Below are 26,760 nucleotides of genomic sequence, written 5' to 3'. Positions count from 1 at the left end.
GACCATGCTCCGCACCCTGCCCGGACTCCTGGCCGCCCGCGCGGCGGCCCGCCCCGACCACGCCGCCCTGCGGCTGGTGGACGGCACCGGGCAGGGGGCGGAGCTCACCGCGTCCCGGTGGCTGGCCCGGTCGCACTCGGTCGCGCACGGGCTGCTCGACCGGGGCGTACGGCCCGGCGACCGGGTCGCCCTGGTCTTCGACGGCTCCGGCTGGCTCGACTACGCGGTCGCGTACGCGGCCGTGACCGGCATCGGCGCGGTCGCCGTGCCCCTGTCGGCGACGCTGCCCGAGTCCCGCCTTCGTGAACTGCACGAGCACGCGGGCGTCACCGCGACCGTCGGCTCCGGCGGCTGGCCGCTGTCCGACCTGGACACCGGCCGCACCGATCCACCACCGGTGACCGTCGACGCCGGACACGTCGCGCAGATCATCTACACCTCCGGCACCACCGGCACGCCCAAGGGCGTCGCCGCGAGCCACGGCAACCTCACCTTCGGGCTCGACCCGGCCCGGCCGCCGCTGCGGCACTCCCGCCACGCCGTGCACGCGTTCCCGCTGGGCACCAACGCCGCGCAGACGATGCTGGTCATGGCACTGGTCGCGCATCCGACCATGGTCGTGCTGCCCGCCTTCGACGCCGGCGACTACGCCCGCGCCGCCACCGAACACCGCGCCGGTTCGCTGTTCCTGGTGCCCGCGATGGCCACCGGGCTGCTCGAAGCCGGGGTGTTGGACCGCGACGGCCTGGGCTTCGTGGAACTGGTCTCGTGCACTGCCGCCGCGCTGCCGCCCGCGATCGCCAAGGCGCTGGCCGCGGCGCTGCCCGAGGCCGTGATCGTGAACAACTACACCTCCACCGAGGCCGCGCCCGCGCACACCAGCATGGTGTTCGACGCCGACCGCCCCGCCTCCGTGGGCCGCCCGGCCGGCGGCGCCGACCTGCGCATCCTCACCGCCGAAGGGACTGCGGCCGCCCCGGGCGAGACCGGTGAGGTGTGGCTGCGCGCCGGGGACACCGCCCGCGCGTACCACGGTGACGCCGCCGCGACCGCCGCCACCTTCCGCGACGGCTGGGTGCGCATGGGCGACCTCGGCTACCTCGACCCCGACGGCTACCTGTACCTGGTCGACCGCGAATCCGACCTGATCAACGCCGGGGCGTGGCGGGTGTCCACGCTGCGCGTCGAGGCGGCGCTGCACGAGCACCCGCAGGTCGTCACCGCCGCCGCCCTCGGCCTGCCGCACCCGGTCCTGGGCGCCACCGTGGCCGCCGCCGTCGTCCTGCGCGACCCCGGCGCCACCGGTGACCTGCGCACCTTCCTCGCCGAGCGGCTGGCCGCGTACGAGCTGCCGACCCGCATCCTGACCGTGCCCGAGCTGCCCCGCAACGCCACCGGCAAGGTGCTCAAGGGCGCGCTGCGGGAACTGTTCGCCCAGCGCCCGGCCCGGGTCGCCCCGCGCACCGAAGCCGAGTCGGCGCTGGCCGGGCTGTGGCGCGACGTGCTCGGCGGCGGCGAGATCGGCGTCGGCGACGACTTCTTCGCCCTCGGCGGCGACTCGATGCGGGCCACCCGGCTGGCCGCCGCCGCCACCGCCCGCCTGGGCGTCGACGTGCCGGTCTCGCTGGTCTTCGACAGCCCGGTGCTCGCGGCGCAGGCGGCCCGGCTGGCCGAGCTGGCACCGTCGCGGCGCGACGCCGCGGCGCCGGGCGACGGCGTGCCGCTCAGCTCCACCCAGGAGAGCATGCTGGCCTGGATGTGGGCCACCGGCGAGCCCCGCGACGTCGGCCCGATCAGCATCGGCATCCGCGTACGCGACCAGCTCGACCCCGACCTGCTCGAACGCGCCCTGACCGAGGTGATCGGACGGCACGAGTCGCTGCGTACGGTGTTCGACCGGGACGTGGCGCGGGTGCTGGCGCACTGCCCGCCCGTGGTGACCCGGGCGCGGGCCCGCGACGTCGAGCACGCCGGGCAGCTGTGCCGCGAGGACCGGGAGGGCCGCTTCGACACCGGGCACGGGCCGCTGGTCCGGGCCATGGTCGCCAGCGTCGCCGACGACGACCACGTGCTCGGGCTCGCCGTGCACCACCTGGTCTTCGACGGGGCGTCGATGGGGGTGCTGCTGCACGAGCTCGGGCTGGCGTACTCCGCGCTGCGGACCGGGGCGGGGCTGCCGCCGGCGCCCGCGCTGACGGTGCGGGACTTCGTCGCGTACACCCGGGACCGCTGGCAGACCACGCTGCCGCACTGGCACCGGGTCCTCGACGGCGCGCCCGCCAACCTGGTGCCGTTCGCCGGGCGCCGGACCGCGACCCGGCTGCGCAGCGCCCAGCTCGAATGGACCCTCGACCCCGCCCTGGTCGACGGCCTGCACCGGGCCGCCGCCGCGCACGGCGCCACCCCGTTCATGCTGATCGCCTCGTGCTGGGCGGCGGCGCTGGCCGAACGCACCGGCACCGACGACATCGTGATGATGTCGCCCGTGCCCGGCCGCACCCTGCCCGGCAGCGAGGCGCTGATCGGCTGCCTGAGCCAGTCCCTGCTGCTGCGCGTGGACACCTCCGGCACACCCGGCCCCCGCGAGCTGCTGCGCCGCACCCGGGCCACGGCGCTGGCGGCCCTGGACCACCAGCACTACCCGTTCGTCGAGTTCTACCTCAGGCACCCCGGCGCGGCCTGGCTGCGGGTGGAGAGCTGGGCCGGGCAGGCGCACTTCCCCGGCCTGGAGTCGGAGGCGTTCGACCTGCCCCGGGCGCTGGACGCCGACTGGCCCACCCCCGGCGGCGAACCCGACCTCCAGGCACCCGAACTCGCGGTGGTGCAGCACCCGGACGGCAGGGTCGCGGCACACCTGCTGTGGAATCATCACACGTTCGAGCGATCCAATATGGACGAACTCGCCGACAGCGTGACCGCCCTGCTGGCGGCGGCGGTCGGCGAGCTCGATCCGCAGTCACCAACGCACGAGGAGCAGCGATGAGCACCCCCGCACAGCACGGTATGTGGCTGACCGAACGCCTGGGACTGGCCGGCACGGCCTACCACATGCCACTGCCGGTGCGGCTGGACGGCCCGCTCGACCCCGACCGGCTCGCGGCCGCCGTCGCCGCCGTGGTCGCCCGGCAGCCGGTGCTGGGCAGCGCGTTCGCCGAGGACGGCGGCCAGGTGCGGCTGGTGCCCGCCGCCTGCCCGCCGGAGCTGGCCGTCGTGCCGCGCCCGGCCGACGAGGCGGCGTTCGTGCGCGACGCCGTGCTCGCCCCGTTCGACCTGGCGGCCGGGCCGCTGGTGCGGTTCACCCTCGTCCCGCTCGCGCCCGAACGGCACCTGCTGCTGATCGTGGCGCACCACCTCGTCTTCGACGGGGAGTCCAAGGAGATCCTGCTCGCCGACCTGGCCGACGCGTACTCCGGCCGCGCGGCGGCACCGGTCGCGGCGTTCACCGAGTTCACCGCGGCCGCGCAGGTCGAGCAGCTCGTCGAGGCGGCGGCCGGGCACTGGGCGTCGGCGTACGCGCCGCCCGGCGAGCCGAGCCTGCCGGGCCTGCGCGGCCGCGGCGGCGCGGCGGCCACCCCCGGCACCACCGTGCAGTCCGAACTGGACGCCGTGGCGCTGCGCGCGCTGGCGCAGCGGCTCGGCGCGACCGTGTTCGAGGTGGTGCTGTCGGGCCTGCTCACCCTGCTCGACCGGTACGGCGACCCCGCCCCGGCGGTCAGCGTCGACCTCGGCACCCGCCCCCGCGACGCGCACGGCACCGTGGGCCTGTTCGTCAACGAGCTGCCGGTGGCCGTCCCCGCGACCGGCGCCGACGACCACGGCACCCCCGCCGACCAGGTCACCCGGGTGCGCGGGCTGCTGCGCGAGGCGTACCCCCTGCGCATCGTGCCCCTGTCCCGGGCCGTGCCCGGCCTCAGCCCCCGGGCCGCGCTGACCCCGGTCTCGATCAGCTACCGCCGCCGTACCCGGCCGGAACCCGACTTCGCCGGGCTCACCGCCCACGTCGACTGGACCGCACACCACCACGCCTCCCGCAACGCCCTGCACCTGCAACTGCTCGACGACCCGGCCGCGACCGCGCTGCCGCTGCGCCTGCACTACGACCCGGCCCGGCTGGACCGCCGCGACGCCGAGCGCGTCGCCGGGCACCTGCGCGCGCTGCTCGACGGCTTCGCCCGCACCCCCGGCGCGCCACGGCACGACCTCGACCTGCTCGCCCCCGACGAGCGCGCCCGGCTGCTGCACGACTGGAACGACACCGCCCGCGAGCTGGACCTGGCCGCGACCCTGACCGGCCTCGTCGCCGCGCAGGTCGCCGCCGCGCCGGACACCGTCGCCGTGGTGGCCGCCGACCGCACCCTCACCTACGCCCAGCTCGACACCGAGGCGGCGGCGGTCGCGGCGGAGCTGGCGTCGCGCGGCGTCGGCCCCGGCGACCTGGTCGCGGTCTGCCTGCCGCGCGCCTCGCACCTGCTGCCCGCACTGCTCGGGGTGCTGCGTACGGGCGCGGCGTACCTGCCGCTGGACCCCGAGCACCCGGCCGCGCGCCGCGCCGACCTGCTCGCCGACGCCCGCCCGGCCGCCCTGGTGTCCGCCCCGGACGGTCCGGTCGTGATCACCGGCCCGCAGGCGGAGCCCCGGCGGATCGACCCCGACCTGTGCTATGTCATCTACACCTCCGGCTCGACCGGGCGGCCCAAGGGCGTGCAGGTCACCCACGCCAACGTGGTGAACCTGATGCACGCCCTGCCCGAGGTCGCCCCGACCGGGCCTGGCGACGTGTGGCTGGCCGTGGCCCCGGCGGCGTTCGACATGTCGGTGCCGGAGCTGTGGCTGCCGCTGGTCACCGGCGGCACCACCGTGCTGGCCACCGCCGAGCAGTCCCGCGACGGCCAGCGCCTGCTGGCGCTGCTGCGCGAGCAGCGGGTCACCCACGCGCACCTGACGCCGTCGACGTGGCGGCGGCTGGTCGACGCGGGCTACGACGAGCCGCACGTCACCGCGTTCTCCGGCGCGGAGGCGCTGCCCGAGCCCGTCGCGGTCGAGGTGCGCAAACGATCGCTGCGGCTGGTCAACCTGTACGGCCCCACCGAGACCACGGTCTGGTCCACCGCCGCCGAGATCGTCGAGGGCGCCCCGGTCACCATCGGCCGCCCCCTGGCCAACACCACCGTGTACGTCCTGGACGCCGGGCTGCGCCCGGTGCCCGAGGGCGTCGTCGGCGAGCTGTGCCTCGGCGGCGCCGGAGTGGCCCGCGGGTATCTGGACCGGCCCGAGCTGACCGCGGCCCGGTTCGCCGAGACCGCCTGGGGCCGGCTCTACCGCACCGGCGACCGGGTCCGGCACCTGCCCGACGGCAGCCTGGAGTTCCACGGGCGGCTGGACGAGCAGGTGAAGGTGCGCGGCTACCGGATCGAGCCGGGCGAGGTCGAGGCGCACCTGCGGGCGCTGCCGTCGGTGGCCGACGCGGCCGTGGCCGTGGACGGCGACGGGCTGGTGGCGTACCTGGTGGGCGATCCGGCGCCGGGGCGGCTGCGGGAGCAGCTGGCCGAGCAGCTGCCCGCGCACCTGGTGCCCGCGTCGTTCGTCCGCGTCGACGAGCTGCCGCGCAACGCCAACGGCAAGCTGGACCGGGCCGCGCTGGCCGGCCTGGCCGGGACCGTGCTCACCCCGCAGGCCAGCCCGCGCGCCTTCACCGGCCTGTCCCTCCAGGTGTACGAGATCTGGCGCGAGGTGCTGGGCCACGGCGAGTTCGGCCCCGACGACGACCTGTTCGACCTCGGCGGCCACTCGCTGACCGTCACGAAGATCGCCGCCCGGCTACGCCAGCGCCTCGGCGTGGACCTGCCGCTGCACGTCTTCTTCGACACCCCGACCATCAACGGCGTCGTGGCGGCCGCTGGAGCGGACGCGGCGACCGGGACAGACAGAGGGTGACGTAAGTCGATACCCTGTGGGACCCGTCGCCGAACCCGGAGGCTGTGCCATGCAGGTCGAGGCCGACCCAGATCCCGCGTACCGCCAGGTCACGTTCAGCTGGGCCGGTGACGGCGCGGCGGACGTGTTCCTGCGCCTGAACACCGTCTCCTACCAGCACTACGTCAGCGGCGACCTGAGCCCGCTGCTGATGTCGCGGCACGACGACGGCGTGTGGCGGCTGACGCTGCGGCTGCGCTCGGACTACCGGAGCACGTACGTGTTCTGCCCGTCGCCGGTGCCGCTGGGCGGGCGCCGGCTGACCGCGCAGGAGTGGGCGGACCTCAACGCGGCGGCGCAGGGCGATCCGTCCCATCCGGACACGGTCGGCCCGGTGGCCTACGACCAGACGCTGCGCCCCGTCATCGCCCTGCCCGACGCCCCGCCCGAACCGTGGCTGGCACCCCGCGACGGCGTCGCGGCCGGGACGCTCACCGAGCAGCCGCACACCAGCGAGCTGCTCGGCACGACCCGCCGGATCTGGACCTACACCCCACCCGGCTACGCCGACCTGGACGACCTGCCCGTCGTGGTGCTGTTCGACGGCGACGACTGGTCGCACTGCGGGCTGCCGGCGATGCTGGACAACCTGCTCGCCGAGGGCGCGATCCCGCCCGTGGTGGCGGTGATGGTAGACGCGCTGGACACCGACACCCGCACCGCCGAGCTGACCGACCATCCGCGCTACCTGCGGTTCCTGCTCGACGAGCTGCTGCCCTGGGTGGGGGAGCGCTGGCGGGTCACCGCCGACCCGGCCCGCACGGTCGTGGCCGGGCAGAGCTTCGGCGGCCTGCTGGCCGCGTACGCGGGGCTGCACGCCCCGCACCGCTTCGGCCTGGTGCTGTCGCAGTCGGGCTCGTTCTGGTGGCCGGACGCCGGAGCCGACGGCATCCCCGGCTCCGGCGCCGGCGACTTCGCCGAGCGGCCCCTGATCACGCGGTTCGGCGCCGACGACCCGGTGCCGGTGCGGATCTACCAGGAGGTGGGCCTGACCGAGCAGCCCCGCATCCTCGGCTCCAACCGCGTGCTGCGCGACGTCCTGCGCGCCCGGGGCTACCGGCTGGAATACACCGAGTACCACGGCGGCCACGACCTGGCCTGCTGGCGCGCGGGCCTGCCCACCGGCCTGATCGCGCTGCTCAACCCCTGACCGGTGCCGGTTCGGCGGCGGGCACGAGCGGGCGCCGGGTCCGCCGCCGGTGCACGTACCACTCGACCACGGCCATGTTGACCAGCCACCCGGCGGCCATCAGCATGGCCCGGGTCCAGCCGGACGGCACGCCCACCAGCAGCAGCCACGGCACGTGGGTGAACACCTGCGTGCCCGCGCCCTGCCCGATCGCGTAGCCGCGCATCATCCACACGCCGTGGGCCCGGAAGTCGCGCCGCCGGGCGGCGGCGAACCCGAGCACGATCGCGGCGGCCATCAGCGTGCCGACCACCAGCCGCATCACGCGCAGCGGCAGGCCGTCGCCGGGGGCGTCGGGATACCACACCGTCATCCAGAGCCCGGACAGCGCCACGAGCAGCCCCAGCGGCGCCGCGATCCGCCCGGCGGCCCGGTGCCAGCCGGTGCGGCGCTGTCGCAGCCGGGGCACGAACTGGAACGCACCCAGCAGGCAGAACGCGGTCGCGGTGACGATGTGGACCAGCACGGGCACGGGCGCGTCGAAGAAGCGCGCGTTCTCCTGGGTCACCTCGGCGCCGCCGAGCAGTTGGGCGATCCGGGACGCGCCCCCGGCCGCCGGGACCAGGGTGAGCAGGACCAGCCCGGTCGGGACGGGCCACTGGCGCTTGCGGGGGCGGGGAGGGGAAGTCGTCATGCGACGATCGTGGCGATCCGGGCGGCGCGGTTCATCGTCCCGCGGGCCCGGACCGCGCGCCGCCGGTACGGCGCAATCGGGCGTACTTTCGGCCGGTCAGTCTCCCGGCCGCCCGTGCCTGATCCGGCCGGTCTCGTACGCCCAGATCGCGATCTCGACCCGGTTGCGGGACCCGAGCTTGGCCATCAGGCTGGCGATGTGGGTCTTGACGGTGCTCAGGCTGATGTACAGGTCCGCACCGATCTCCTGATTGGTCCGCCCCCGCGCCACCGCCGCGAGGACCTGCTCCTCGCGGTCGGTGAGCGGCTCGATCGGCTGCTGGGCCGGGGCCCCCGGCGCGGACTCGGCGAAGGCGCGCAGCAGCCGCACGGTGACGCTGGGGGCGATCAGCGCGTCGCCGCTCGCCGCCGCCCGGACCGCCTGCGCCAGCAGCGCGGGCCCGGCGTCCTTGAGCAGGAAACCACGCGCCCCCGCGCGCAGGGCCGCATAGACGTACTCGTCGAGGTCGAAGGTGGTGATGACCACGACGGCCGGTGGCGGGTGCAGCAGGGCGCCCATGCGGCGGGTGGCCTCGATGCCGTCCAGGCGCGGCATGCGGATGTCCAGCAGGCACACGTCGGGGCGCAGCCGCGCGGCCAGTTCCACCGCCGCCTGGCCGTCGGCGGCCTCGCCGACGACCTCGATGCCGGGCTGCGTGCCGAGGATCATGACCAGGCCGGTGCGGACGATCTCCTGGTCGTCGGCGACCAGGACGCGGATAGTCGGCTCGGTCATGCGGCCGGGGCGTTCCGGGGCAGGCTCGCCGTCACCAGCCAGCCCTGCACCGGGCCGGGACCGGCCGTGCAGGTGCCGCCCAGCAGGCGCGCGCGCTCGTACATACCCCGCAGGCCGTAGCCCGACCCGGCCGGGTCCGCCGCGGCCCGGCCGTCGTCGCTGACCGACAGCTGCACGGTGCTCCCGTCGGCGGTCACACTGACGGTCACCTGGGTCGCGTGCCGGGCGTGGCGCAGCGCGTTGGTCAGCGACTCCTGCGCCAGCCGGTAGACGGCGGTGTCCACCGCCGACGGCAGTCCGCCCAGCTCACCGGCCAGCCGCACGTCCACGACCGGTCCGGTGCCGGACCGCCCGGCGAGCCGGGCCAGGTCGCGGATCTGCGGCTGCGGGTCGAACCCGGCCGGCTCGTCGCGTCGCAGCACCCGCACCATCGAGCGCAGTTCCGTCAGCGCCCGGCCCGCCTCGGCCTCGATCACCCGCAGCGCGTCGACGGCCGCCTCCGGCCGCGTGCCCGCCATCGCCAGGCCCGCCTGAGCCCGGATCGCCATCGCCGAGACGTGATGCGCCACGGTGTCGTGCAGGTCGCGGGCCAGCTCCTCACGCTGCTTCAGCGCCACCTGCTCCAGCTCCCGCTGCCGGACCCGAGCCCGGAACCGCAGCGCCGTGCCGAGCGCGAACGCCGCCATCGCCACGGCCACGCAGCCGATCGTGTCGCCCAGGCTCATCTCACCCAGCGCGTACGAGATCCCGACCGCGGCCCCGATGACCGGTGTGCCCAGGACCACGTCGCGACCCGACCCCCACCGGAACAGGCAGTACGGCAGCGCCAGCAGGTAGACCGTGGTGACCAGTTCGGCCTTGGTCCCGTCGCCGAACAGCGGCGCGACCGTGGTCACCGTGAACGCGATCGCGACCATCAGCAGCGGGCGGCGGCGCCGCCACAGCAGCGTCGGCAGCAGCCCGATCGTCAGCAGCAGCGCGGGCAGCCGGTCCGGCAGGGTGGCGTGCAGCGCCGCCTCCAGCGCGATCGCGGCCAGCAGCGCGCCGATCAGGGCCCGGTCGCGTCCGGGACGGGGTGGGGGCAGGTCGGGGCTCGGCTCGTGCCACAGCGAGCGGATCAGATGGCGCACGGCCCCATGGTACGAACGGCGCCGTCCGACCAGATCGGCCCAAAGTACGACCGGATTCCCCGCACTGACAGATCAGGCTCCGGCGAGCGCCAGCCGTTCAGCGGCCTCGGCCGGGTCGAGCCAGGAGTGGCCGTCCAGGCTGGCCTTCTTGGTGTTGAACGCGTACACCCACAGCCCGGCGGCCCAGCTCACCTCGACCTCGGCCGCGCTGAACAGCCGCCCGGCCGCGTCCTGGTACGCGGTCAGGAACGCCCACGACTCGGCGACCGTCGCCGCCCGGGGCACCGCCCCGCACGGCCACACCGAGGCGGCCATGCCGACGAGCACCGCCTCGGGCGCGGCGGCGGCGCTGTCCCAGTCGTGCACCACCGGCTGCCCGTCGTGCCAGCGCAGGTTCTGCGCCTCCCAGTCGGCGTGCCCGACCACCACCGGGCCGGGCGCGTCGGCCAGGCGCCGCACGACCCGGGCGCCGACCTCGTCGAGCCAGGCCGGGCCGGGGTGGGCGTTCAGGTCGGCGTCGCGGTCGTCCGGGGTCGGCCACAGCCCTGCGCCGGGCTCGCGGTCCCACGCCGTCCACGGCGGGTTGGGCGACAGCGGGCGCACCGCGTCCGGGGCCGGGGCCAGGGCGATGAACCGGGCCAGCAGGCCCGCGTAGCGCTCGGCCGCGCCGTCGACCGGGCCGAGCAGGTCGCCGCCGGGCAGGTGCGCCTCGGCGCTGGCGGTGTACGCGCCGAGCGGGGCGGGGCCGACGAGCGGGCGCGGGCACGGCAGCCCGGCCGACCACAGTGCGGCCTGCACGTCGGCGCACCCGGCCAGGCGGGGCTGGTCGGCCCGGACCTTCACCACGACCTCCCGGCCGTCGGTCAGGCGCAGTCCGTACACGCGGGACAGGTGGCCGGAGGCGAACAGGGGTTCGGCCACGCCCGCCGACAGCCACCGGCGGCACCAGCGGTCGAGCTCGTCGGGGGCGACGTCGGGCACGGAGATCACCGGTTCATGATGCCCGAACCGGGCGGCCAGGTGTGCCCCGGCGGTCGCGGGGGTACTGACCAGGCCATGGCCAACATCGGATACACGCTCATGTGCGAGCAGCGCGGTCCGCGCGACCTCGTCGACGACGCGGTACGCGCCGAAGCGGCCGGTTTCGACTTCGCCGTCTGCTCCGACCACTACTATCCCTGGCTGCCCGAACAGGGCCACGCCCCGTACGCGTGGGCGGTGCTGGGCGCGGCCGCGTACGCCACCGACCGGATCGGGCTGATGTCGTTCGTGACCTGCCCGATCCAGCGGTACCACCCGGCCGTGGTGGCGCAGAAGGCGGCGACGGTCGGGGTCATGTCCGGTGGCCGGTTCTCGCTCGGGCTCGGGGCGGGGGAGAACCTCAACGAGCACGTCGTCGGCGGCTGGCCGCACACCACGCAGCGCCACCACATGCTCGACGAGGCGCTGGAGATCATCCGGCCGCTGCTGGAGGGCAAGACGGTCCACCACAGCGGCGAGTACTTCGACGTGCCCGAGGCCCGGCTGTGGGACCTGCCGGAGCAGCCGGTGCCGATCGGGGTCGCGGTGTCGGGCCGCTCGTCCTGCGAGCTGGCCGCGAGGCACGCCGACGCGCTGGTCGCGGTACAGCCCGACCCGAGACTGATCGAGCTGTACCGTGCCGCGGGCGGCCGCGGCCCCTGCTACGGGCAGGTGGCGCTGTGCTACGGACCCGACGAGCGCGAGTGCGCCCGGATCGCGCACGAGCAGTTCCGCTGGTTCAACCTGGGCTGGCACGTGATGGCCGAACTGCCGCACCCGCGCTCGTTCCACGCCGCCGCCCGGTCGACCAGTCCCGAAGACGTCGCCGCGCAGATCCCGTGCGGCCCGGACCTCGACCGGCACGTCGCGGCGGTGCGCAGGTTCGTCGACGCGGGCTTCACCGACGTGGCCGTCGTACAGATCGGCGGCGATACGCAGGCGGATTTCCTCCATGTTGCGGAGAAGGAACTGCTGCCCGAACTTAGGCGGCTGTGACCGGTCGTCCGCCCCTAGGCTGGAGGCATGTTTCCCAGGGTTGGTGAGCTGCGCGGCATGGAGCTGGGCACGCCGGGTGAGCTGCGCGAACGGCTCAGCGGCCTGGTGCTGGCCGGGACGAAGACCGCGACCGCGGGCCTGCTCGCGGAGTATCGCGCCGAGCAGGAGCAGCTGGACCACGTCGGCGAGCGCGAGGCGCTGCTCGGCGACGGCGGCCGGGTGCTGGCGATCGTCGAGATCACGCGGGTGGAGCTGGTCCCGTTCGCGGAGGTGACCTGGGAGTTCGCGCAGGCCGAGGGTGAGGGCTTCACCAGTGTGGAGCACTGGGCGCGGGCACATCGCGCGTACTGGGAGCGCGAGGGGTACCAGGTGGACGACGACACCGAGGTGGTGTGCCTGTGGCTGCGCGTCATCGGGAACGACGGCAGCAGGTAGCCGCAGACCGCAAACTTGCATGCCCGTTGCACGGAACTGGCGGGGTTACAAGTTGATTTAGGAAATGTTTCTGTCGATATCTTGCTGTGCCTCGTTCGTGGACATAGGGTCTAGCCAATCCCCGCCCGGGGACCGCGGTCCCGCTCGCCGCCCGTTCGGTGCCGGACACCCGTCCGGCGACGGAGGGTGACCCCTGGGCATCGAGGCGACCGCCCTGTCGCCCGTGCGCCTCCGTCCCGGTGCCACGGTCGACTCCGCCTCCATGCCCGCACCGCCCGCCCTCCGTCACACCGGCATGTGTGATGGAAGGGAATGGCATGGCAATCTCACGCCGGAGGCTGATCGCCTCCACGGCGGCAGGCTCCGCCCTCGCGGCCGCCGCGACGGGGGAGCTGCTCGCGGCCACCGCCGCCCCGGCCGCCGCCGCGAGCCCGGTCGGCGACGTCGTCGGCAAGATCACCGTCGGGTATCAGGGCTGGTTCGCCGCCATCGGCGACGGCTCGCCCCTCAACGGCTGGTGGCACTGGGCCAACAACTGGGGCCAGCCGCCGTCGCCGGGCAACAACTCGATCGTGTCCTGGCCGGACATGCGCGACTACCCGACGTCGTACCAGACGGCGTTCAACAACCTGAACAGCGGCCAGCCCGCCAAGCTGTTCTCGCACTTCGACCAGTCGACCGTCAACATCCACTTCCAGTGGATGCAGCAGTACGGCTGCGACACCGCCGCGCTCCAGCGGTTCAACCCGACCGGCGGCGAGGGCCCGATCCGCGACGCGATGACGGCCAAGGTCCGCACCGCCGCCGAGGCCTCCGGCCGCAAGTTCTACATCATGTACGACGTCACCAACTGGACCAACATGCAGTCGGAGATCAAGGCCGACTGGACGAACAAGATGTCGGCGTACACGTCGTCGACGGCGTACGCCCGCCAGAACGGCAAGCCTGTCGTCTGCATCTGGGGCTTCGGCTTCAACGACGCCGGCCGCCCGTTCGCCCCCGCACCCTGCCTGGACGTCATCAACTGGTTCAAGGCCCAGGGCTGCTACGTCATCGGCGGCGTGCCGACCTACTGGCGGCAGGGCATCAACGACTCCCGGGCCGGGTACTTCGACGTGTACACGGCGTTCCACATGATCTCGCCGTGGATGGTCGGCCGCACCGGCGACGTCGCGGGCCTGGACTGGTTCTACAACAACGTCAACCTCGCCGACCAGGCCGAGTGCAACAGCCGCGGCATCGACTACCAGCCGTGCGTCATGCCCGGCGACCTGTCGTCGCACGCCCGCGCGCACGGCGACTTCTACTGGCGGCACTTCTACAACATGATCCGCCTGGGCTGCCAGGGCATCTACATCTCGATGTTCGACGAGTACAACGAGGGCAACCAGATCGCCAAGACGGCCGAGAACGCCTCCATGATCCCGGCCGGGACCAGCTTCGTCACCCTCGACGAGGACGGCACGGTCTGCTCGTCGGACTACTACCTGCGCATCACCGCCGACGGCGGCAAGATGCTCAAGGGCCAGCTCGCGCTGACCGCGACCCGGCCGACGCAGCCGGTCGTGGGCGGGCAGCCGCCCGTCGACTCCGACCTCGCCCGGGGCAAGACCACCTCGGCCAGCAGCAGCAACGGCGGCTTCGGCACCGGCAACGCCGTCGACGGCAACCAGGCCACCTACTGGGAGAGCGCCAACGGCACGTTCCCGCAGTGGCTCCAGGTCGACCTGGGCGCGGCCTCGACCGTCAGCCGGGTCGTGCTCAAGCTCCCGACGGGCTGGGGCCAGCGCTACCAGACCCTGTCCGTGCAGGGCAGCACCGACGGCGGCACGTTCACCACCCTGGTGAACTCGGCGCAGTACTCGTTCGACCCCGGCCAGGCCAACACGGTGACCGTCGCCGTCCCGACGACCACCACCCGGTACGTGCGGATCAACATCACCGCCAACACCGGCTGGACGGCCGCGCAGGTGTCCACGCTGGAGGTGTACGGCACCGCCCCGCAGGGCGACACCCAGGCGCCCAGCGCCCCGGCCAACCTCCGCGTCACCGGCCAGACGTCCAACAGCGTCTCGCTGGCCTGGAACGCGGCCACCGACAACGTCGGCGTCACCGGATACCAGATCCGCCAGAACGGGGCCGTGGTCGCCTCGACGGCCGCGACGTCGTTAACGGTCACCGGCCTCAACCCGTCGACCACCTACAGCTACACCGTCGCCGCGCAGGACGCCGCGGGCAACGTGTCGGGGCAGTCCAACACGGTCAGCGCGACGACCAGCGCCGCGCCCAACACCAACCTGGCCAAGAGCAAGCCCACCACGGCCAGCAGCTACGTGCAGAACTACGTGCCGCAGAACGCCACCGACGGCGACCCCAACACGTACTGGGAGAGCGTCAACAACGCGTTCCCGCAGTGGATCCAGGTCGACCTGCAGGCGGCGACGTCGATCAGCCGGATCGTGCTGAAGGTGCCGCCGCCCGCGGCGTGGGGGCAGCGCACTCAGACGATCGCGATCCAGGCCAGCAACGACGGTACGACCTGGACGACGCTCGTGGCGCAGGCCGGGTTCGTGTTCAACCCGGCCACGGGCAACCAGGTGACCATGACGTTCACGGCCGGCGCCCGCCGGTACGTGCGCGCCTACTTCTACGGCAACACGGGCTGGCCCGCGGCCCAGCTGTCGGAGTACGAGATCTACGCCTCCTGACCCGCCCGTCCCCGCTCCATTTCGCCTAGCATTGACGCTGGCCTATCCAGAGGACGCCCTGGACGAATCCGTCCTCTGGATAGGCCAGCGTCAGTGGAAACACGGGGAGCGAGCCGCCGCTGTCAGCCGGTCGACAGCGCGGCTCGCGCACCCGTGCGACCCTGAGCGCGATGCGCACCCACGCCCTCCCCCGAGCTGCCGCGGCCCTGCTCGCGGCGCTGCTGACCGCGCTCGGCGGCGCAGCCCCGGCAGCCGCCGCGACCGCTGCCGCCCGCCTCGGCACCACGGTGCTGCACCAGCTGAACACCGAGTTCGGCCCCACCCGCGCACCTCGCCTGTTCACGGCGGCCTGCGGTCCGGGCGAGGAGCTCGTCAGCGGTGGCTGGGCCGGGTTCAGCCCGTTCGTCGAAGTGCTGGGCAGCTACCCCTCCGACGAGCAGGGCCAGCCGGTGCCCGCGGGCGCCCGGCCGACCGCCTGGACCGTCGCGGTGGCCAACCTCGGCAAAGAGGTGCAACGCCTCCAGGTCACCGCCGCGTGCCTGACCGGCGGCGAGGGGCGCGGCTCGGCCGCCGCCGCCACCGAGACCCGCGCCGACCAGGTGTTCGCGCTGGCAGTGGCCTGTCCGGACGGCACGGTACGCACCGGCGGCGGCTTCCGGTCGGAGTGGACGCCGCAGCTCGGCGGCGCGGCCGTACACGGCAGCTTCCCCTCCGGCGACACGGACTGGACCCTGGACGTGCGCCTCACCCCGGGCGACCCCGACGTGAAGGCGCGCGCCACCGTCACCGCGTACGCGGTGTGCCTGGCCGGTCCGAAGGCCAGAGCCGAGACGGTCCTCGTCGACCTGGGCCTGGACAAGGCCGCGCAGGTGTGCACCGGCGGCGACCTCATCTTCGCCCCGACCTGCGTGGTGCCCCGCTCCGGCACCGCCGGCGCGACGTGCCCCGCCGACCTGACCCTGACCGGCGGCGGTTACCAGCTGCTCGAAGGCGACCTGCCCGGCGACACGGCGGTGCAGGTCGCCACGCTGCTGGACCCGGTCGCCCGGCGCGGCTGGACCGTGGCCGTACGCGGCGACGCGCCGACCGACGCCCCGATCACGGTCCGGATCAGCGCCGTGTGCGTGTCCGCCGCCCCGGAACCGGTCCCGGCCACCGGCGACCCGGCCATCACCCTGCCGAACCGCACCGGCCTGGACCTGCCGCCGCTGATCGGGCTGGGCGTGCTGCTGCTGCTCCTGCTGGCGGCGCTGGCGCTGTGGCGGCTGCTGCGCCGCGACCGGACCAGACCGGCGGCGGGCGTCAGCGTCGAGGTCGTGGTGCGCTCGGGGCGTAGTGGATACCGCCTCGACGGATTTCGGGAGAGCCTGTGACGACCGTTCGGGAACTGCTGTTCGGCGACGTCGTCGGCGGTCGGGCGGGCGAGGCGGCCGGCAAGGTCGAGCAGGCCGCCGAGCAGCTCGTCGGCGTCGGCGCGCTGCCCGCCGCCGGGGAGCTCCCGGCGCTGACCGTGGCCCGCGCCGTGATGACCCGGGTGGCCGAGCTGCTCGACGTCGAGCTCAGCGACGTGCTGGTCGGCGCGTGGCGCACCCGCTCGGCGCTGCTCGCCGCCGCGCACCGCACCCACGCCGCCCCGGGCACCAGCGAGCAGGTCGTCGTCAAGACCTACGCGCTGCCGTGGGAGTACGAGACCGAGCTCGACGTCGTCGTCGACGGCAGGACGCTGACCACGCTGACCGTGGTGGCCGACGCGGAACTGGAGGTCACCGCGCTCACGGCGACCGTCGCGGCCGGACGGCTGACGCACCTGGGCGGCGGCGAGGGCAGGATCAGCGCCCGGCTCCGCGTCCGCAGCACCCGTCCGCAGGCAGACGTCCAGGTGGCCCACAGCGAGCGGCACTTCGCGCTGCCGTACGAGGTGAAGACCGGTGAGCGCGGCATCCCGCTGATCGAGCAGGCCCGCGACGTGCCCGCGCAGGCGCCGGCCGCACCGTCCGGGGTCGAGAGCGCCCCGGCCTGAGCGGCGAACCCGGCGGTCCGCCATCATGATCGGGTGGCGCCGCGATCCCGGTGCCCCGGGACGCGAGGAGGTCGCCGTGACCGCGCTGGGTGCCGTGTTCGTGCCGATGCTGCCGCCGGAACGGCTGCGCCCCATCGTCGCCGCCGCCGACGAGGCCGGTCTGGACGAGCTGTGGCTGTGGGAGGACTGCTTCTTCGAGAGCGGCATAGCCACTGCCGCGGCGGCGCTGGCCTACAGCGAGCGGCTGGTGGTCGGTGTCGGGCTGCTGCCGGTGCCGCTGCGCAACGTCGCCATCACCGCGATGGAGCTGGCCACGCTGCACCGGCTGTTCCCGGGGCGGGTGCGGGTCGGGGTGGGCCACGGCGTACAGGACTGGATGGGCCAGGTCGGGGCGCGGGTCTCCTCGCCGCTGACGCTGCTGCGCGAGCAGCTCGACGCGCTGCGGGCGCTGCTGCGCGGCGAGGAGGTCACCTGCCGGGGCCGCTACGTCCAGCTGGACCGGGTGAAGCTGCGCTGGGCGCCGGAGCAGCCGGTGCCGGTGCTGGCCGGGGCGACCGGGCCGCGCACGCTGCGCCTGTCCGGTGCGGCCGCCGACGGCACGATCCTCACCGGCGGCACCACGCCCGAGCAGGTGCGGGCCGCCCGTGAGCTGATCGACGCGGGCCGGGCCGAGGCCGGCCGCACCGACCCGCACCCGGTCACGGTGTACGTCCACAGCGCGACCGGCCCCACCGCGGCGGCGCGGATGGAGACCGAGCGGGTCGAGTGGCGCTACGACGCGTGGGACGGGCGCTGCGCCGTCGGCGACGCCGCCGAGGTCGCGGCCGCGGCCGGGCAGTGGGCGCGGGCGGGGGCCGACGCGGTGATCCTCCAGCCCACCCCCGACGACCCGGACCCGGAAGGCTTCATGCGCTTCACCGCCCAGCAGGTCAAACCGCTGCTGTAGCGGCAAGATCCGAAATCGTGGACGCCCGGTGTCGCCATAGCGGCACCCAGCGTCCACGATTTCGGATCAAGCCCCGGCACCCGGCCAGCGGAAGCGGTCAAAGCGGGCATATCATTCGAGGTGTCTTCACTGTGGTCCGTGCCCGCGGCCGTGCGCGCCATCCGCGCCGCCGTGCTGGTCCCCATCGTCTTCGCCGTGCCGCTGCTACTGCTGCACTCGACCCCGATGGCCACCTACGCGGCGTTCGGCGGCTTCGCCAGCCTGGTGCTGGCCCAGTTCGGCGGCACCCGCCGCGACCGGCTCGTCGCGCACCTGATGCTGACCGCGGCCGGGGCGGCACTGGTCGTGGTGGGCACCCTGGCCGGCACCTCCGTCGCGCTGGCGGCGCTCGCGACCCTGGTCGTGGCGTTCACGTCGTACTTCGCCGCCGTGATCGGGCCCAACGACGCCTCCGGCGCGGCCGCGGCGATGCTGCCGTTCATGCTCGCCGCCTCGGCGGCCGCCCCGCCGTCGGTGCTCGGCCCGCGCGTGTTCGGCTGGGTCGCCGCGACGCTGGCCGGCGGTCTCGCCGTGGTGCTCACCTCGCCGCGTACGGCCGGGGCGCCGCTGCGCGACTGCGCCGCCGAGCTGTCCGAGACGCTGGCCGACCAGCTCGACGCGGGCCTGCGCGGATCACTGCCGACGGAGCTGCGCGAGCGCGCTGTCACCGCCCTGCACCGGCTGATCGCCCTGTTCGTGTCCACGCCGTACCGGCCGAACGGCCTGGTCATCGCCGATCAGGCCATGGCGGGCGTGGTCGGGCAGCTCGAATGGGCCAAGGGGCTGGTCAGCGACGGGCTGGCCCGGTCCGGTGACCTGAGCGGCGCCGGCGCCCACGAGCGGGCCCTGCTCGGCAGCTGCGCCGCGGTGCTGCGCCAGGTCGCCGGCCTGCTGCGCGGCGGCCGTGCCGAACCCGACCTGGACCGGCTGGAACGCGACCGGACCGCGTGCCTGGCCCGGCTCGACGAGGCGTGCAGCGACACCGGCAGCGCCACGAACGCCGAGGTGGTGGTGCAGTTCTACGCGCTGACCACCGCGACGGCGGTGCGGGCCGTCGCCGTCGACGCGCTGATCGCCCAGCGCGGCGCCGACCCGCTGACCATCGGCGAGAGCCGCCGCGGCTGGGCCGTGCTGCCGCAGGCAGACGTGCCGCCGTCCTGGCGGCTGGTCACCCCGGCGGGCATCGCCGGGGTCGTGCTGCGCAACGCGAGCCTGCGCTCGGTGTGGTTCGTCAACGCGCTGCGCGGGGCGATCGCGCTGGCGGCGGCGGTGATCCTGGTGCAGGTCAGCGACGTGCGCAGCGGGTTCTGGGTGTTGCTGGGGGCGCTGTCGGTGCTGCGCACCAGCGCGGCGTCGACCGGCACGCAGGCGGTCAAGGCCATCGCCGGGACGGCGGCGGGGGTGGCCGTCGGCGCGGCGCTGCTGCTGGTGGTGGGCCGGTCGACGCCCGCGCTGTGGGTGGCGCTGCCGCTGGCGATCCTCGTCGTCGCGTACGCCCCCGGGATCCTGCCCGACGTCGTCGGCCAGGCCGGATTCACCGTCGTGATCCTGGTGCTCTACAACATCCTCGCCCCGACCGGCTGGACGCTGGGCCTGGTGCGCCTCCAGGACGTCGCGATCGGCTGCCTGGTCAGCCTGGTCGCGGGCGTGCTGGTGTGGCCGCGCGGGGCCGGGGACGTGGTGCGCGACAACCTCGCCGACGTGTACCGGCGCGGCGGCCAGCGGCTGACCGGCATGGTGGGCCGGGCCCTGGGCCTGCCCGCCGACGCGCCCCCGCCGGCCTGGCGGCCGGGCGCGTCGATGGTACGGCTGGAGGACGCGCTGCGCGGCTACCTGGCCGAGCCGGGCTCCAAGCGGATGTCCCGGCGCGACCTGTGGCAGCTGATCATGGCCGGGGTACGGCTGCGCCTGACCGCCGACTCGCTGTCCGGCCTCACCCCGCGCGCCGCCGTGCTCGACGCGCACGGCGACGCGCTGGTCGACCACGCCCACGCGCTGGCCTACTTCTACGACCAGATCGCCGCGCAGCTGGGCCGCCCCGACGGCCGCCCACCCACCCCGCAGGTGCCGCCCGCGCTGGCCGAAGCCGAGATCACGGGTGCCCGGCCGGGCACGCCGCAGCAGCGCCTGCGCCGCCGCTGGGTCGCCGAGCACCTGCGCCACCTGGAACTGCACCTGGCCGACCTGGTCGGCCCGGCCGAGGCGATGGCCGAGCGGCGCCGCCGGGGCTGGTGGCACTGACCTGGGCCGGTGGCACCGGCTACAGTGCGGCCGGCGACTCCGCGTCGGCCACCAGCAGCGACGGCTCGCCGGTGCCGTCGGCGGCGACGGTCCAGATCGACGGGGTGCCGTCGGCGGCGCGCAGCGTGTACGCCACCGTCCGGTCGTCGAGCCAGGCGGCCTGGTCGTCGACGCTGCGGGTCTCGGCCAGGTTGGTCACCCGCATCGTGTCCAGGTCCAGCCGCGACAGCCGCCAGCCGTTCGTCGGCTGGTCGTCGATCGCCTGCTTGAACGCGATGCGCGTGCCGTCGGGAGACAGTGACGGGCACTCCACGTTGCTCGCCAGCGTCCGCACCGTACGCGCGGCGAAGTCGCCCTGGATCAGGTAGCGGTGCCCGCCGCTGGACATCGTGGCGTAGAAGCGGTTGTCGTCGGCGGCGAAGGTGACGCCCCAGAAGTTGACGTCCTGGGCCCGGTGCGGCCTGCCCTCCAGCGTGACCGCGAACTCCTCCAGCGAGCCGACCAGCGTCCCGGACCGGGTGTCGTAGATGCCGGTGCGGGTGGAGAAACCGCCGCTGTTGTACGAGTCCCCGCCCACGAACGTCGTCCACGCCACCATCCGGCCGCTGGCCGACACCCGGGCCCGGTTGGGCAGGCCGGGCACGGTGAACTCCTTGGTGGTGCCCAGCTTCGCGTCGAGCACCATGAGCTGGTAGGTCCAGGCGTTCACCGGGTGGATGCACACGCCGGTGCCCGCCGCGGCGTAGGTGCGCACGCATTCCAGCCCGGCCAGCGAGCGCGCCCCGTCCGGGTCGGCCCGGTCCGAGACGGCCAGGTGCCGGGCGCTGACGAACAGCAGCCGCGGCCCCGGCTCCAGGGTCACCGGCGCCGTGGCGACCGGCGCGGGGTCCCCCCGCCGGGCGAGCACGATGTAGGCCCCGGCGGCCAGCAGCAGCGCCACGCTCGCGGCGACCGCGATCAGGATCCTGCCGCGACCAGGCGGACTGCCTGCGGATACGTCGGTGCTCGGCGCGTCGGTGGTGGGGGCGCTCATCGGGTCGGCTCCGCGGGCTGGGTGGGGACGGCGGGCTGGGTGGGGCGGGTGCGCAGCAGCAGGACCGTGACCCCGATCGCGACGACGACGGCCGCCGCCGCGACCCGGCTGGCGGCCTGCGCTCCCCACAGTGTCCAGGCCAGCCCGAACAATACCGAGGACACCAGGTAGGCCAGGGCCTGTCCGGTCTGGATCAGGGCGATGCCGGTGGTGCGCAGACGTTCGGGCAGGACCGGGCCGGCCAGCGCCATCAGGACGCCGTCGGTGGCGGCGTAGAAGACGCCGTACAGGCCGAGGGTCAGCACGAGCAGCGGCCAGCCGCCGAACGGCCCGAACACCAGCAGGTACGTCACCGCGAGTGCCGTGTAGCCGCCCAGCAGCACCGGCAGCCGCCCGATCCGGTCGGCGAGGATGCCCATCGGAGTGGCCACCAGCAGGTAGCCGAGGCTGGTGCCCGCCGCCAGCAGCGGGAACCAGACGGTGCTGACCTCCTCGCGGCGCTGGAGCATCAGGTAGAGGAAGCCGTCGCCGATGGTGGCCAGGCCCAGCAGGCAGGCGGCCAGCACCAGGCGGCGTACGGGTGCGTCGGCCAGCAGGGTCGCGGCGTCGCGCAGCCGCACCGGGGTCGCGCCGGGGCGGGCGGGCAGGGTGCCGCGGTGGTCGCGGACGAACAGGGCCAGCAGCAGCACGCCGATGGCGGCGACGCAGAAGCTGGTGACGAAGACCGCGTCGTACGACTGCGCCGCCGCGGCGAGCACGCCGAGCGCCACCAACGGCCCGAGGAACGCGCCAATGCTGTCCATGGTCCGGTGCACGCCGAACGCCCGGCCCAGCGCGTGCGGGGGAGTGGACAGCGTGATCAGGGCGTCGCGCGGCGCGGTGCGCAGCCCCTTGCCCGCCCGGTCGGCGGCGATGACCAGCCCGATCGCGCCCGCGGACCGGCCCGCGGCGAGCAGGCCTAGTTTGGCCAGTGCCGACATGCCGTAACCGAGTCCGGCGACCAGCTTGCGGCGGTGCATCCGGTCGGCGACGTAGCCCCCGACCAGCCGCAGCAGCGCGGTGGCGCCGGTGTAGACGCCGTCGATGGCGCCGTACGCCAGGGGGCTGAGCTGGAGGCCGAGGACCAGGTAGAGCGGCAGCACGGCGGTGACCATCTCCGACGAGACGTCGGTGACCAGGCTGACCGCGCCGAGGGCGAAGACGTTGGCGCTGACGGCGGCGAACCGGCCGCGCAGGCCCTTGCGCCCGTCGGTGGGCGGGGCGCTGGTCGCGGTCCCGGATTTGACGGTGGACAGGTACACCGGCGGCTTCTCCTCGCGTGCTGTGTTCGGGCCCATCCTCGTGCGGCCACGGCAACGCACGGTCGGCGCCAGGCACCGCGCGGACATGCATCCGGTGAACAACCGGTGTCCGTGGTGGACGGTGGGCGCCCGTGGGCTCTCTGGCCATCGGAGGCATACACGATGTTCACTTAATAGTGCCCCATCCTTACCGCTCAGTCCCTACATTCCACGCGCTGGCACCCGTTCCAGTGACACCCCCTCGACGAAGGGACCGACATGCGCAAGGGACACATCCGCGCTGCGAGCACGGCGGGCACGGCACTCGTGCTGACCGTCGCCGCAGTCACGGCTGTGCTGACGGCGTCGGCCGACGTGGCCGCCGCCGCTACCACCACCTTCACCCCTGTGGCCGACACCTATGTCCAGCAGGACACCGCTACGACGAACTACGGCACCACCACCCAGTTCGTCAACGACAACTCCCCGGTGCGCCGCAGTTTCCTGCGGTTCACCGTCACCGGCGTCACCAGCCCGATCACCAGCGTCAAGCTGCGGATCAAGACCACGTCGTCCAGTGACGCGGGCAGCGCCGCCGGCGGGGTGTTCAAGGCCATGTCGAACACCACCTGGTCGGAGACCGGCACCAACTGGAACAACCAGCCCTCGATCGACGGGGCGACCATCGTCACGCTCGGCTCGGTCAGCTCGAACACCTGGTACGAGATCAACGTGACCTCGGTCGTGACCGGCAACGGCACGTTCAGCTTCGGGTCGAGCTCGTCCAACACCGACGGCGCGTACTACGACTCGCGGGAGAGTGGCGCGGACTCGCCGCAGCTCGTGGTCACCACCGGCACCACGCCGTCGCCGAGCCCGTCCACCTCGCCACCGCCCTCGGGCGATCCGGTGTTCGTCGGCGCCGGTGACATCGCCAGCGACGGCACCGGCGACACCGCCACCGCCGCGCTGCTGGACGGCATCTCCGGCACGGTGTTCACGACCGGCGACAACGTCTACACCAACGGCACGGCGGCGGAGTTCAACTCCTACTACGCGCCGACCTGGGGCCGCCACAAGGCGCGCACCCGCCCGGCGCCGGGCAACCACGACTACAACACCTCCGGCGCGACCGGCTACTACGGCTACTTCGGCGCGCAGGCGGGCACCTCGGGCGTGGGCTACTACTCCTACGACCTGGGCAACTGGCACATCGTGTCGCTCAACTCCAACATCGCGATGACGGCCGGCTCGGCGCAGGAGACCTGGCTGCGCAACGACCTGGCCGCCAGCACGAGGCCGTGCACGCTGGCGTACTGGCACCACCCGCTGTTCACCTCGGGCGCCAACCACGCCCCGGAGACGGCGACCCGGCCGCTCTACCAGGCGCTGTACGACTACAACGCCGACGTCGTGGTCTGGGGCCACAACCACCAGTACGAGCGGTTCGCGCCGATGAACCCGACCGGCACGCTCGACAACACCCGCGGCCTGCGCTCGTTCGTGGCGGGCATGGGCGGCGCCGACTTCTACGGCTTCGGCACGATCCAGGCCAACAGCCAGGCCCGCAACAGCGACACGTTCGGGGTCCTGAAGTTCACCCTGCACGCCAACAGCTACGACTGGCAGTTCGTGCCGGAGGCGGGCAAGACCTACAGCGACAGCGGCACGGGCTCCTGCCACTGATCCGCACCAGTACGGCACCTGGAGACGGTGCCCGGACCGCCTGGTCCGGGCACCGTCTGCTTTCCGCGGCGCGCCTTATTGCAAACGAGTGGCAACAAGAGCAGACTCCGTGGCTGTGCCGCCCACCACCGTCGTCGAAGCCGTCCTGCTGTCCGAGCGCGACGGCCGCCTGTGCTACCGCGACGTGCGCGCACCGCTGGCTGACGGCGTACACCCCGACGACCTGGCCCGTCGCCTGGCCGGACTGACCCCGTGCGTGCCCGGCGCGCTGCTGCACTCGACCTCGTGGCGGCTGGACCGGGGCGCGGTGGTGCTGACCTATGCCGCGCTGCCCGACCTCGCCCCGGACGCCGGTGTACGGGCGGTGCAGGTCGACGCCGTCTCCGGCGGCGGGCATCCGCTGACGCCCAGTCCGCACACGGTCGACCTGGACGCCGTCGCGGCGCACGCGTGCCGCCACCTGGCGCTGCTGGCCGCGACCGACGAGGCGGTCGGCGGCGCGGCCCGGCTGCTGCCGCAGCTGTGGGAACTGCTGCGCAAGCTGCCGCCGAGCCCGGCCGGGGCACTGAGTCCCGCAGGTCTCTGACCCGCCCGCGACCACCGTCGCCGACCGACGGCGGACCCGCGCGCCGTCGGGCGTGCCTCCCGCCGCTCGGCAACGTCAGGCTGCTCACGCCGCTCGGGCAACGTCCGGCGGCGGACGACCTGCTCGCCGCCCGCGTGGCACGGGCGAGCGGCGAGCAGGTCTGAGGCCGGCCGCGTCCCTGAGCGGTGGGCGCGGCCGGTGGCCTGTCAGGCGGGCGCGTGTGCCGCCAGGAACTCGAAGAACGCCTTGCGGGCCAGCGCGTTGGTATCCGGGTTGATCAGCCGGGCGCCGTGGGCGTTGTCGGCGACCAGCACCAGCTTCCGGTCCACGCTGGCGGTGGTGACGTCGCTCATCTGCTGCGCCGCGTCGGCGAAGCGGGCGTCGCCGGTGCCGCACAGGTACAGCACCGGCATCGTCAGCTTGTCGGCCACGTTGAGGACGCTCTGTCCGACCGCGCCGAACGCGAACGGCGCGGACAGGCTGACCACGGCCACCGGCTTCGGGTCGAGCTGCGTGGCCGCGACCAGCACCGAGGTGCCGCCCATCGAGGCCCCGACGAGGGCGATGCCGGTCGCGCCCTCACTGCGCAGCAACTGCACCGCGTCGGCGACGTCCTCCTCGTACGGCCGCGCGGTCAGCTCGGCGGAGCCGTGGCCGTTGAAGTCGAACGCCAGCACGCGGTAGCCCTTGTCACGCAGCTCGAACGCCACCGCCGCCCAGTAGCACAGGTCGGCGTTGGCCTCATGGGCGAGCACCACTCCGGTCGTCCCGGAGCCGACGACGACGCCGTCGAGTCCGTGTCCGAACCGGACGACCTTTCCCGCCGCCCCGAACGCCGGGCACGCGGCGCTGGGTGCGGAGACCGTGCTGGCCGGCGTCGGTGCCGTGGTGGGTGTGCCGGTGGTGCAGCCGCTCAGCGCCAGCAGCAGCACCGCGCCGAGCAGTATCCGTCGGGACATGTCCGCCCTCTCGTCTCTGTCCAATACTTACGAACAGAACGCAAGAATGAAGCATAGCGTTGTCATAAATTGGAGAGTTGTTGCCCCCATTGGGTTTCCGCAGTTCGGGACGGTCGGTTCCGGCGCCGGTGTGTCCATTGAGCTCACACCACATCGGGTGTGACCACACCGCATGATGTGTGGCGGATGGAGAGCGGTCGCCCCGTCGGCCCTGCGGCAATACGGTTGAGCGAAGGCGCGTGCGTTGCCTAACCTGCGGTCATGCTTGACAGGATCAATCCGTGAGTGCCCGGCTGGCCGAGATCGCGCGGCAGACGGTGCAGATAGCGGAAGAGGGCCGCTACACCAACCCCTCCGGCGTGACGGTGGAGATCGGCGCCGAGGTGCGGGCCGCCGTCGCGGGGACCTGCCACTACGTGCCCGAGCAGGCCGTCGAGCCGGTCGGCGCGCGAGGCTCCGGCCAGATCGAGGTGACGCGCGAGTCCACGCTGGTCGCGGCCCGGGGGGCCGGACCGGGGGCGGCGACGCTGGTGTTCGCGTCGGCCAAGAACCCCGGCGGCGGGTTCCTCGGCGGCGCCAAGGCGCAGGAGGAGAGCGTCGCGCGCGCGTCGGCCCTCTACCCGGCGCTGCTGGCGGCACCGGACTTCTACGCGTACCACCGGGCCCAGCGTGACCTGCGCTACAGCGACCGGGTGGTCTACTCGCCGGGCGTGCCGGTGTTCCGCGACGACAAGGGCGGGCTGCTCGACGCGGCGTACCGTACGTCGTTTCTGACCGCGGCCGCGCCCAACCTCGGCGCGATCGTGCGCAACCAGCCCGAGCACGCCGCCGACGTGCCCGCCGTGCTTCGCCGCCGGGCCGAGCGCGTGCTGGCGGTCGCGGCCGCGCACGGGCACCGCACGCTGGTGCTCGGCGCCTGGGGCTGCGGGGTGTTCCGCAACGACCCGGCGGTCGTCGCGGGTGCCTTCGCCGACGCGCTCCAGGTCGTCGACCGCTTCGACAAGGTCGTCTTCGCGATCTACGACAACCTGCCGGGCACCCCGGTGCACGCCGCCTTCGCCCGGGTGTTCGGCACCTGACCAGCCAGGAGACGGCATGACCGTTTTCCCGG

At 74.0% G+C, this 26,760-nt stretch carries 20 protein-coding genes; 13 read left to right on the top strand and 7 right to left on the bottom strand.

The genetic code is table 11. The features are described 5' to 3' along the window. Positions 1-4: 4 nt before the first annotated feature. The 3 genes from Cs7R123_RS25850 to fes are packed head-to-tail and all read left to right on the top strand — an operon-like array spanning position 5 to position 7,123. Positions 5-2,983, top strand: coding sequence for an AMP-binding protein (locus Cs7R123_RS25850; RefSeq protein WP_244872464.1), 2,979 nt, complete (start codon positions 5-7; stop codon positions 2,981-2,983). Beyond that, a complete protein-coding gene (locus Cs7R123_RS25845; protein ID WP_212830299.1) occupies positions 2,980-5,934 on the top strand; it encodes an amino acid adenylation domain-containing protein in 2,955 nt (984 codons plus the stop codon). The genes Cs7R123_RS25850 and Cs7R123_RS25845 overlap by 4 nt, the downstream gene beginning before the upstream one ends. Positions 5,935-5,983: 49 nt before the next feature. Continuing rightward, complete coding sequence (fes, locus tag Cs7R123_RS25840; RefSeq protein ID WP_212830298.1) at positions 5,984-7,123, top strand: enterochelin esterase; 1,140 nt, start codon at positions 5,984-5,986, stop codon at positions 7,121-7,123. Here fes and Cs7R123_RS25835 read toward each other — a convergent pair. From Cs7R123_RS25835 to Cs7R123_RS25820, 4 genes are all read right to left on the bottom strand, one after another. Next, a complete protein-coding gene (locus tag Cs7R123_RS25835; RefSeq protein ID WP_212830297.1) occupies positions 7,113-7,796 on the bottom strand; it encodes a DUF2306 domain-containing protein in 684 nt (227 codons plus the stop codon). The genes fes and Cs7R123_RS25835 overlap by 11 nt on opposite strands. A 96-nt stretch (positions 7,797-7,892) precedes the next feature. After that, on the bottom strand, positions 7,893-8,570 hold the full coding sequence (locus Cs7R123_RS25830; protein ID WP_212830296.1) for a response regulator transcription factor: 678 nt from the start codon (positions 8,568-8,570) through the stop codon (positions 7,893-7,895). Next, the gene (locus Cs7R123_RS25825; protein ID WP_244872145.1) at positions 8,567-9,700 is read right to left on the bottom strand and encodes a sensor histidine kinase; all 1,134 of its coding nucleotides are present in this window, start codon (positions 9,698-9,700) and stop codon (positions 8,567-8,569) included. Before Cs7R123_RS25825 ends, Cs7R123_RS25830 begins: the two co-directional genes overlap by 4 nt. A 72-nt stretch (positions 9,701-9,772) precedes the next feature. Then, entirely contained in the window at positions 9,773-10,690 is a 918-nt protein-coding gene (locus Cs7R123_RS25820; protein ID WP_212830295.1) for an aminoglycoside phosphotransferase family protein, read from the bottom strand. A gap of 66 nt (positions 10,691-10,756) precedes the next feature. Between Cs7R123_RS25820 and Cs7R123_RS25815 the strand changes: the two genes are divergently transcribed. The 7 genes from Cs7R123_RS25815 to Cs7R123_RS25785 all read left to right on the top strand — a co-directional run bounded on the left by Cs7R123_RS25815 (position 10,757) and on the right by Cs7R123_RS25785 (position 20,105). Further along, complete coding sequence (locus tag Cs7R123_RS25815) at positions 10,757-11,716, top strand: TIGR03557 family F420-dependent LLM class oxidoreductase (RefSeq protein ID WP_212830294.1); 960 nt, start codon at positions 10,757-10,759, stop codon at positions 11,714-11,716. A gap of 27 nt (positions 11,717-11,743) precedes the next feature. After that, positions 11,744-12,151, top strand: coding sequence for an ASCH domain-containing protein (locus tag Cs7R123_RS25810; protein WP_212830293.1), 408 nt, complete (start codon positions 11,744-11,746; stop codon positions 12,149-12,151). Positions 12,152-12,468: 317 nt separating this feature from the next. Beyond that, positions 12,469-14,859 (top strand): discoidin domain-containing protein, encoded by a 2,391-nt coding sequence (locus tag Cs7R123_RS25805; RefSeq protein WP_212830292.1) that lies wholly within the window; start codon positions 12,469-12,471, stop codon positions 14,857-14,859. Between the two features lie 170 nt (positions 14,860-15,029). Next, positions 15,030-16,232 carry a hypothetical protein gene (locus Cs7R123_RS25800; protein WP_212830291.1) on the top strand — a complete coding sequence of 401 codons (1,203 nt, stop codon included), beginning with the start codon at positions 15,030-15,032 and terminating at the stop codon, positions 16,230-16,232. Then, a complete protein-coding gene (locus Cs7R123_RS25795) occupies positions 16,229-16,879 on the top strand; it encodes a hypothetical protein (RefSeq protein WP_212830290.1) in 651 nt (216 codons plus the stop codon). Before Cs7R123_RS25800 ends, Cs7R123_RS25795 begins: the two co-directional genes overlap by 4 nt. A gap of 76 nt (positions 16,880-16,955) precedes the next feature. Then, positions 16,956-17,825: an LLM class flavin-dependent oxidoreductase gene (locus Cs7R123_RS25790; protein WP_244872144.1), complete on the top strand. Its 870-nt coding sequence runs from the start codon at positions 16,956-16,958 to the stop codon at positions 17,823-17,825. A 120-nt stretch (positions 17,826-17,945) separates the two neighbouring features. Then, entirely contained in the window at positions 17,946-20,105 is a 2,160-nt protein-coding gene (locus Cs7R123_RS25785; RefSeq protein WP_212830288.1) for an FUSC family protein, read from the top strand. Positions 20,106-20,124: 19 nt separating this feature from the next. Here the strand turns inward: Cs7R123_RS25785 and Cs7R123_RS25780 are convergent, their stop codons facing one another. Together Cs7R123_RS25780 and Cs7R123_RS25775 are read right to left on the bottom strand one after the other, a co-directional pair. Then, the gene (locus tag Cs7R123_RS25780; protein WP_212830287.1) at positions 20,125-21,138 is read right to left on the bottom strand and encodes a PD40 domain-containing protein; all 1,014 of its coding nucleotides are present in this window, start codon (positions 21,136-21,138) and stop codon (positions 20,125-20,127) included. Further along, positions 21,135-22,439 (bottom strand): MFS transporter, encoded by a 1,305-nt coding sequence (locus Cs7R123_RS25775; protein ID WP_244872143.1) that lies wholly within the window; start codon positions 22,437-22,439, stop codon positions 21,135-21,137. The genes Cs7R123_RS25780 and Cs7R123_RS25775 overlap by 4 nt, the downstream gene beginning before the upstream one ends. 258 nt (positions 22,440-22,697) lie before the next feature. On the opposite strand from Cs7R123_RS25775, the gene Cs7R123_RS25770 reads away from it, so the two are divergent. Together Cs7R123_RS25770 and Cs7R123_RS25765 are read left to right on the top strand one after the other, a co-directional pair. Then, entirely contained in the window at positions 22,698-24,104 is a 1,407-nt protein-coding gene (locus Cs7R123_RS25770) for a DNRLRE domain-containing protein (protein ID WP_212830285.1), read from the top strand. A gap of 109 nt (positions 24,105-24,213) precedes the next feature. Beyond that, positions 24,214-24,690 carry a hypothetical protein gene (locus Cs7R123_RS25765; RefSeq protein ID WP_212830284.1) on the top strand — a complete coding sequence of 159 codons (477 nt, stop codon included), beginning with the start codon at positions 24,214-24,216 and terminating at the stop codon, positions 24,688-24,690. A 206-nt stretch (positions 24,691-24,896) separates the two neighbouring features. Here Cs7R123_RS25765 and Cs7R123_RS25760 read toward each other — a convergent pair whose 3' ends face one another. After that, positions 24,897-25,649, bottom strand: coding sequence for a S9 family peptidase (locus tag Cs7R123_RS25760; protein WP_212830283.1), 753 nt, complete (start codon positions 25,647-25,649; stop codon positions 24,897-24,899). 281 nt (positions 25,650-25,930) lie between these two features. Here Cs7R123_RS25760 and Cs7R123_RS25755 point away from each other — a divergent pair, with 281 nt between their 5' ends. After that, positions 25,931-26,728: a TIGR02452 family protein gene (locus Cs7R123_RS25755; protein WP_212830282.1), complete on the top strand. Its 798-nt coding sequence runs from the start codon at positions 25,931-25,933 to the stop codon at positions 26,726-26,728. Positions 26,729-26,760: the final 32 nt, after the last annotated feature.

It is taken from the genome of Catellatospora sp. TT07R-123 (genome assembly GCF_018327705.1).
Lineage (GTDB): Bacteria > Actinomycetota > Actinomycetes > Mycobacteriales > Micromonosporaceae > Catellatospora.
This window is presented reverse-complemented; position numbering and strand designations above follow the sequence as displayed.

Excerpts from the sequence above, each read along its gene's own strand:
- Cs7R123_RS25850 (WP_244872464.1), top strand. The coding sequence starts at position 5 with ATGCTCCGCACCCTGCCCGGACTCCTGGCCGCCCGCGCGGCGGCCCGC.
- Cs7R123_RS25845 (WP_212830299.1), top strand. The coding sequence starts at position 2,980 with ATGAGCACCCCCGCACAGCACGGTATGTGGCTGACCGAACGCCTGGGA.
- fes (WP_212830298.1), top strand. The coding sequence starts at position 5,984 with ATGCAGGTCGAGGCCGACCCAGATCCCGCGTACCGCCAGGTCACGTTC.
- Cs7R123_RS25835 (WP_212830297.1), bottom strand. The coding sequence starts at position 7,796 with ATGACGACTTCCCCTCCCCGCCCCCGCAAGCGCCAGTGGCCCGTCCCG.
- Cs7R123_RS25830 (WP_212830296.1), bottom strand. The coding sequence starts at position 8,570 with ATGACCGAGCCGACTATCCGCGTCCTGGTCGCCGACGACCAGGAGATC.
- Cs7R123_RS25815 (WP_212830294.1), top strand. The coding sequence starts at position 10,757 with ATGGCCAACATCGGATACACGCTCATGTGCGAGCAGCGCGGTCCGCGC.
- Cs7R123_RS25810 (WP_212830293.1), top strand. The coding sequence starts at position 11,744 with ATGTTTCCCAGGGTTGGTGAGCTGCGCGGCATGGAGCTGGGCACGCCG.
- Cs7R123_RS25805 (WP_212830292.1), top strand. The coding sequence starts at position 12,469 with ATGGCAATCTCACGCCGGAGGCTGATCGCCTCCACGGCGGCAGGCTCC.
- Cs7R123_RS25800 (WP_212830291.1), top strand. The coding sequence starts at position 15,030 with ATGCGCACCCACGCCCTCCCCCGAGCTGCCGCGGCCCTGCTCGCGGCG.
- Cs7R123_RS25780 (WP_212830287.1), bottom strand. The coding sequence starts at position 21,138 with ATGAGCGCCCCCACCACCGACGCGCCGAGCACCGACGTATCCGCAGGC.
- Cs7R123_RS25770 (WP_212830285.1), top strand. The coding sequence starts at position 22,698 with ATGCGCAAGGGACACATCCGCGCTGCGAGCACGGCGGGCACGGCACTC.
- Cs7R123_RS25760 (WP_212830283.1), bottom strand. The coding sequence starts at position 25,649 with ATGTCCCGACGGATACTGCTCGGCGCGGTGCTGCTGCTGGCGCTGAGC.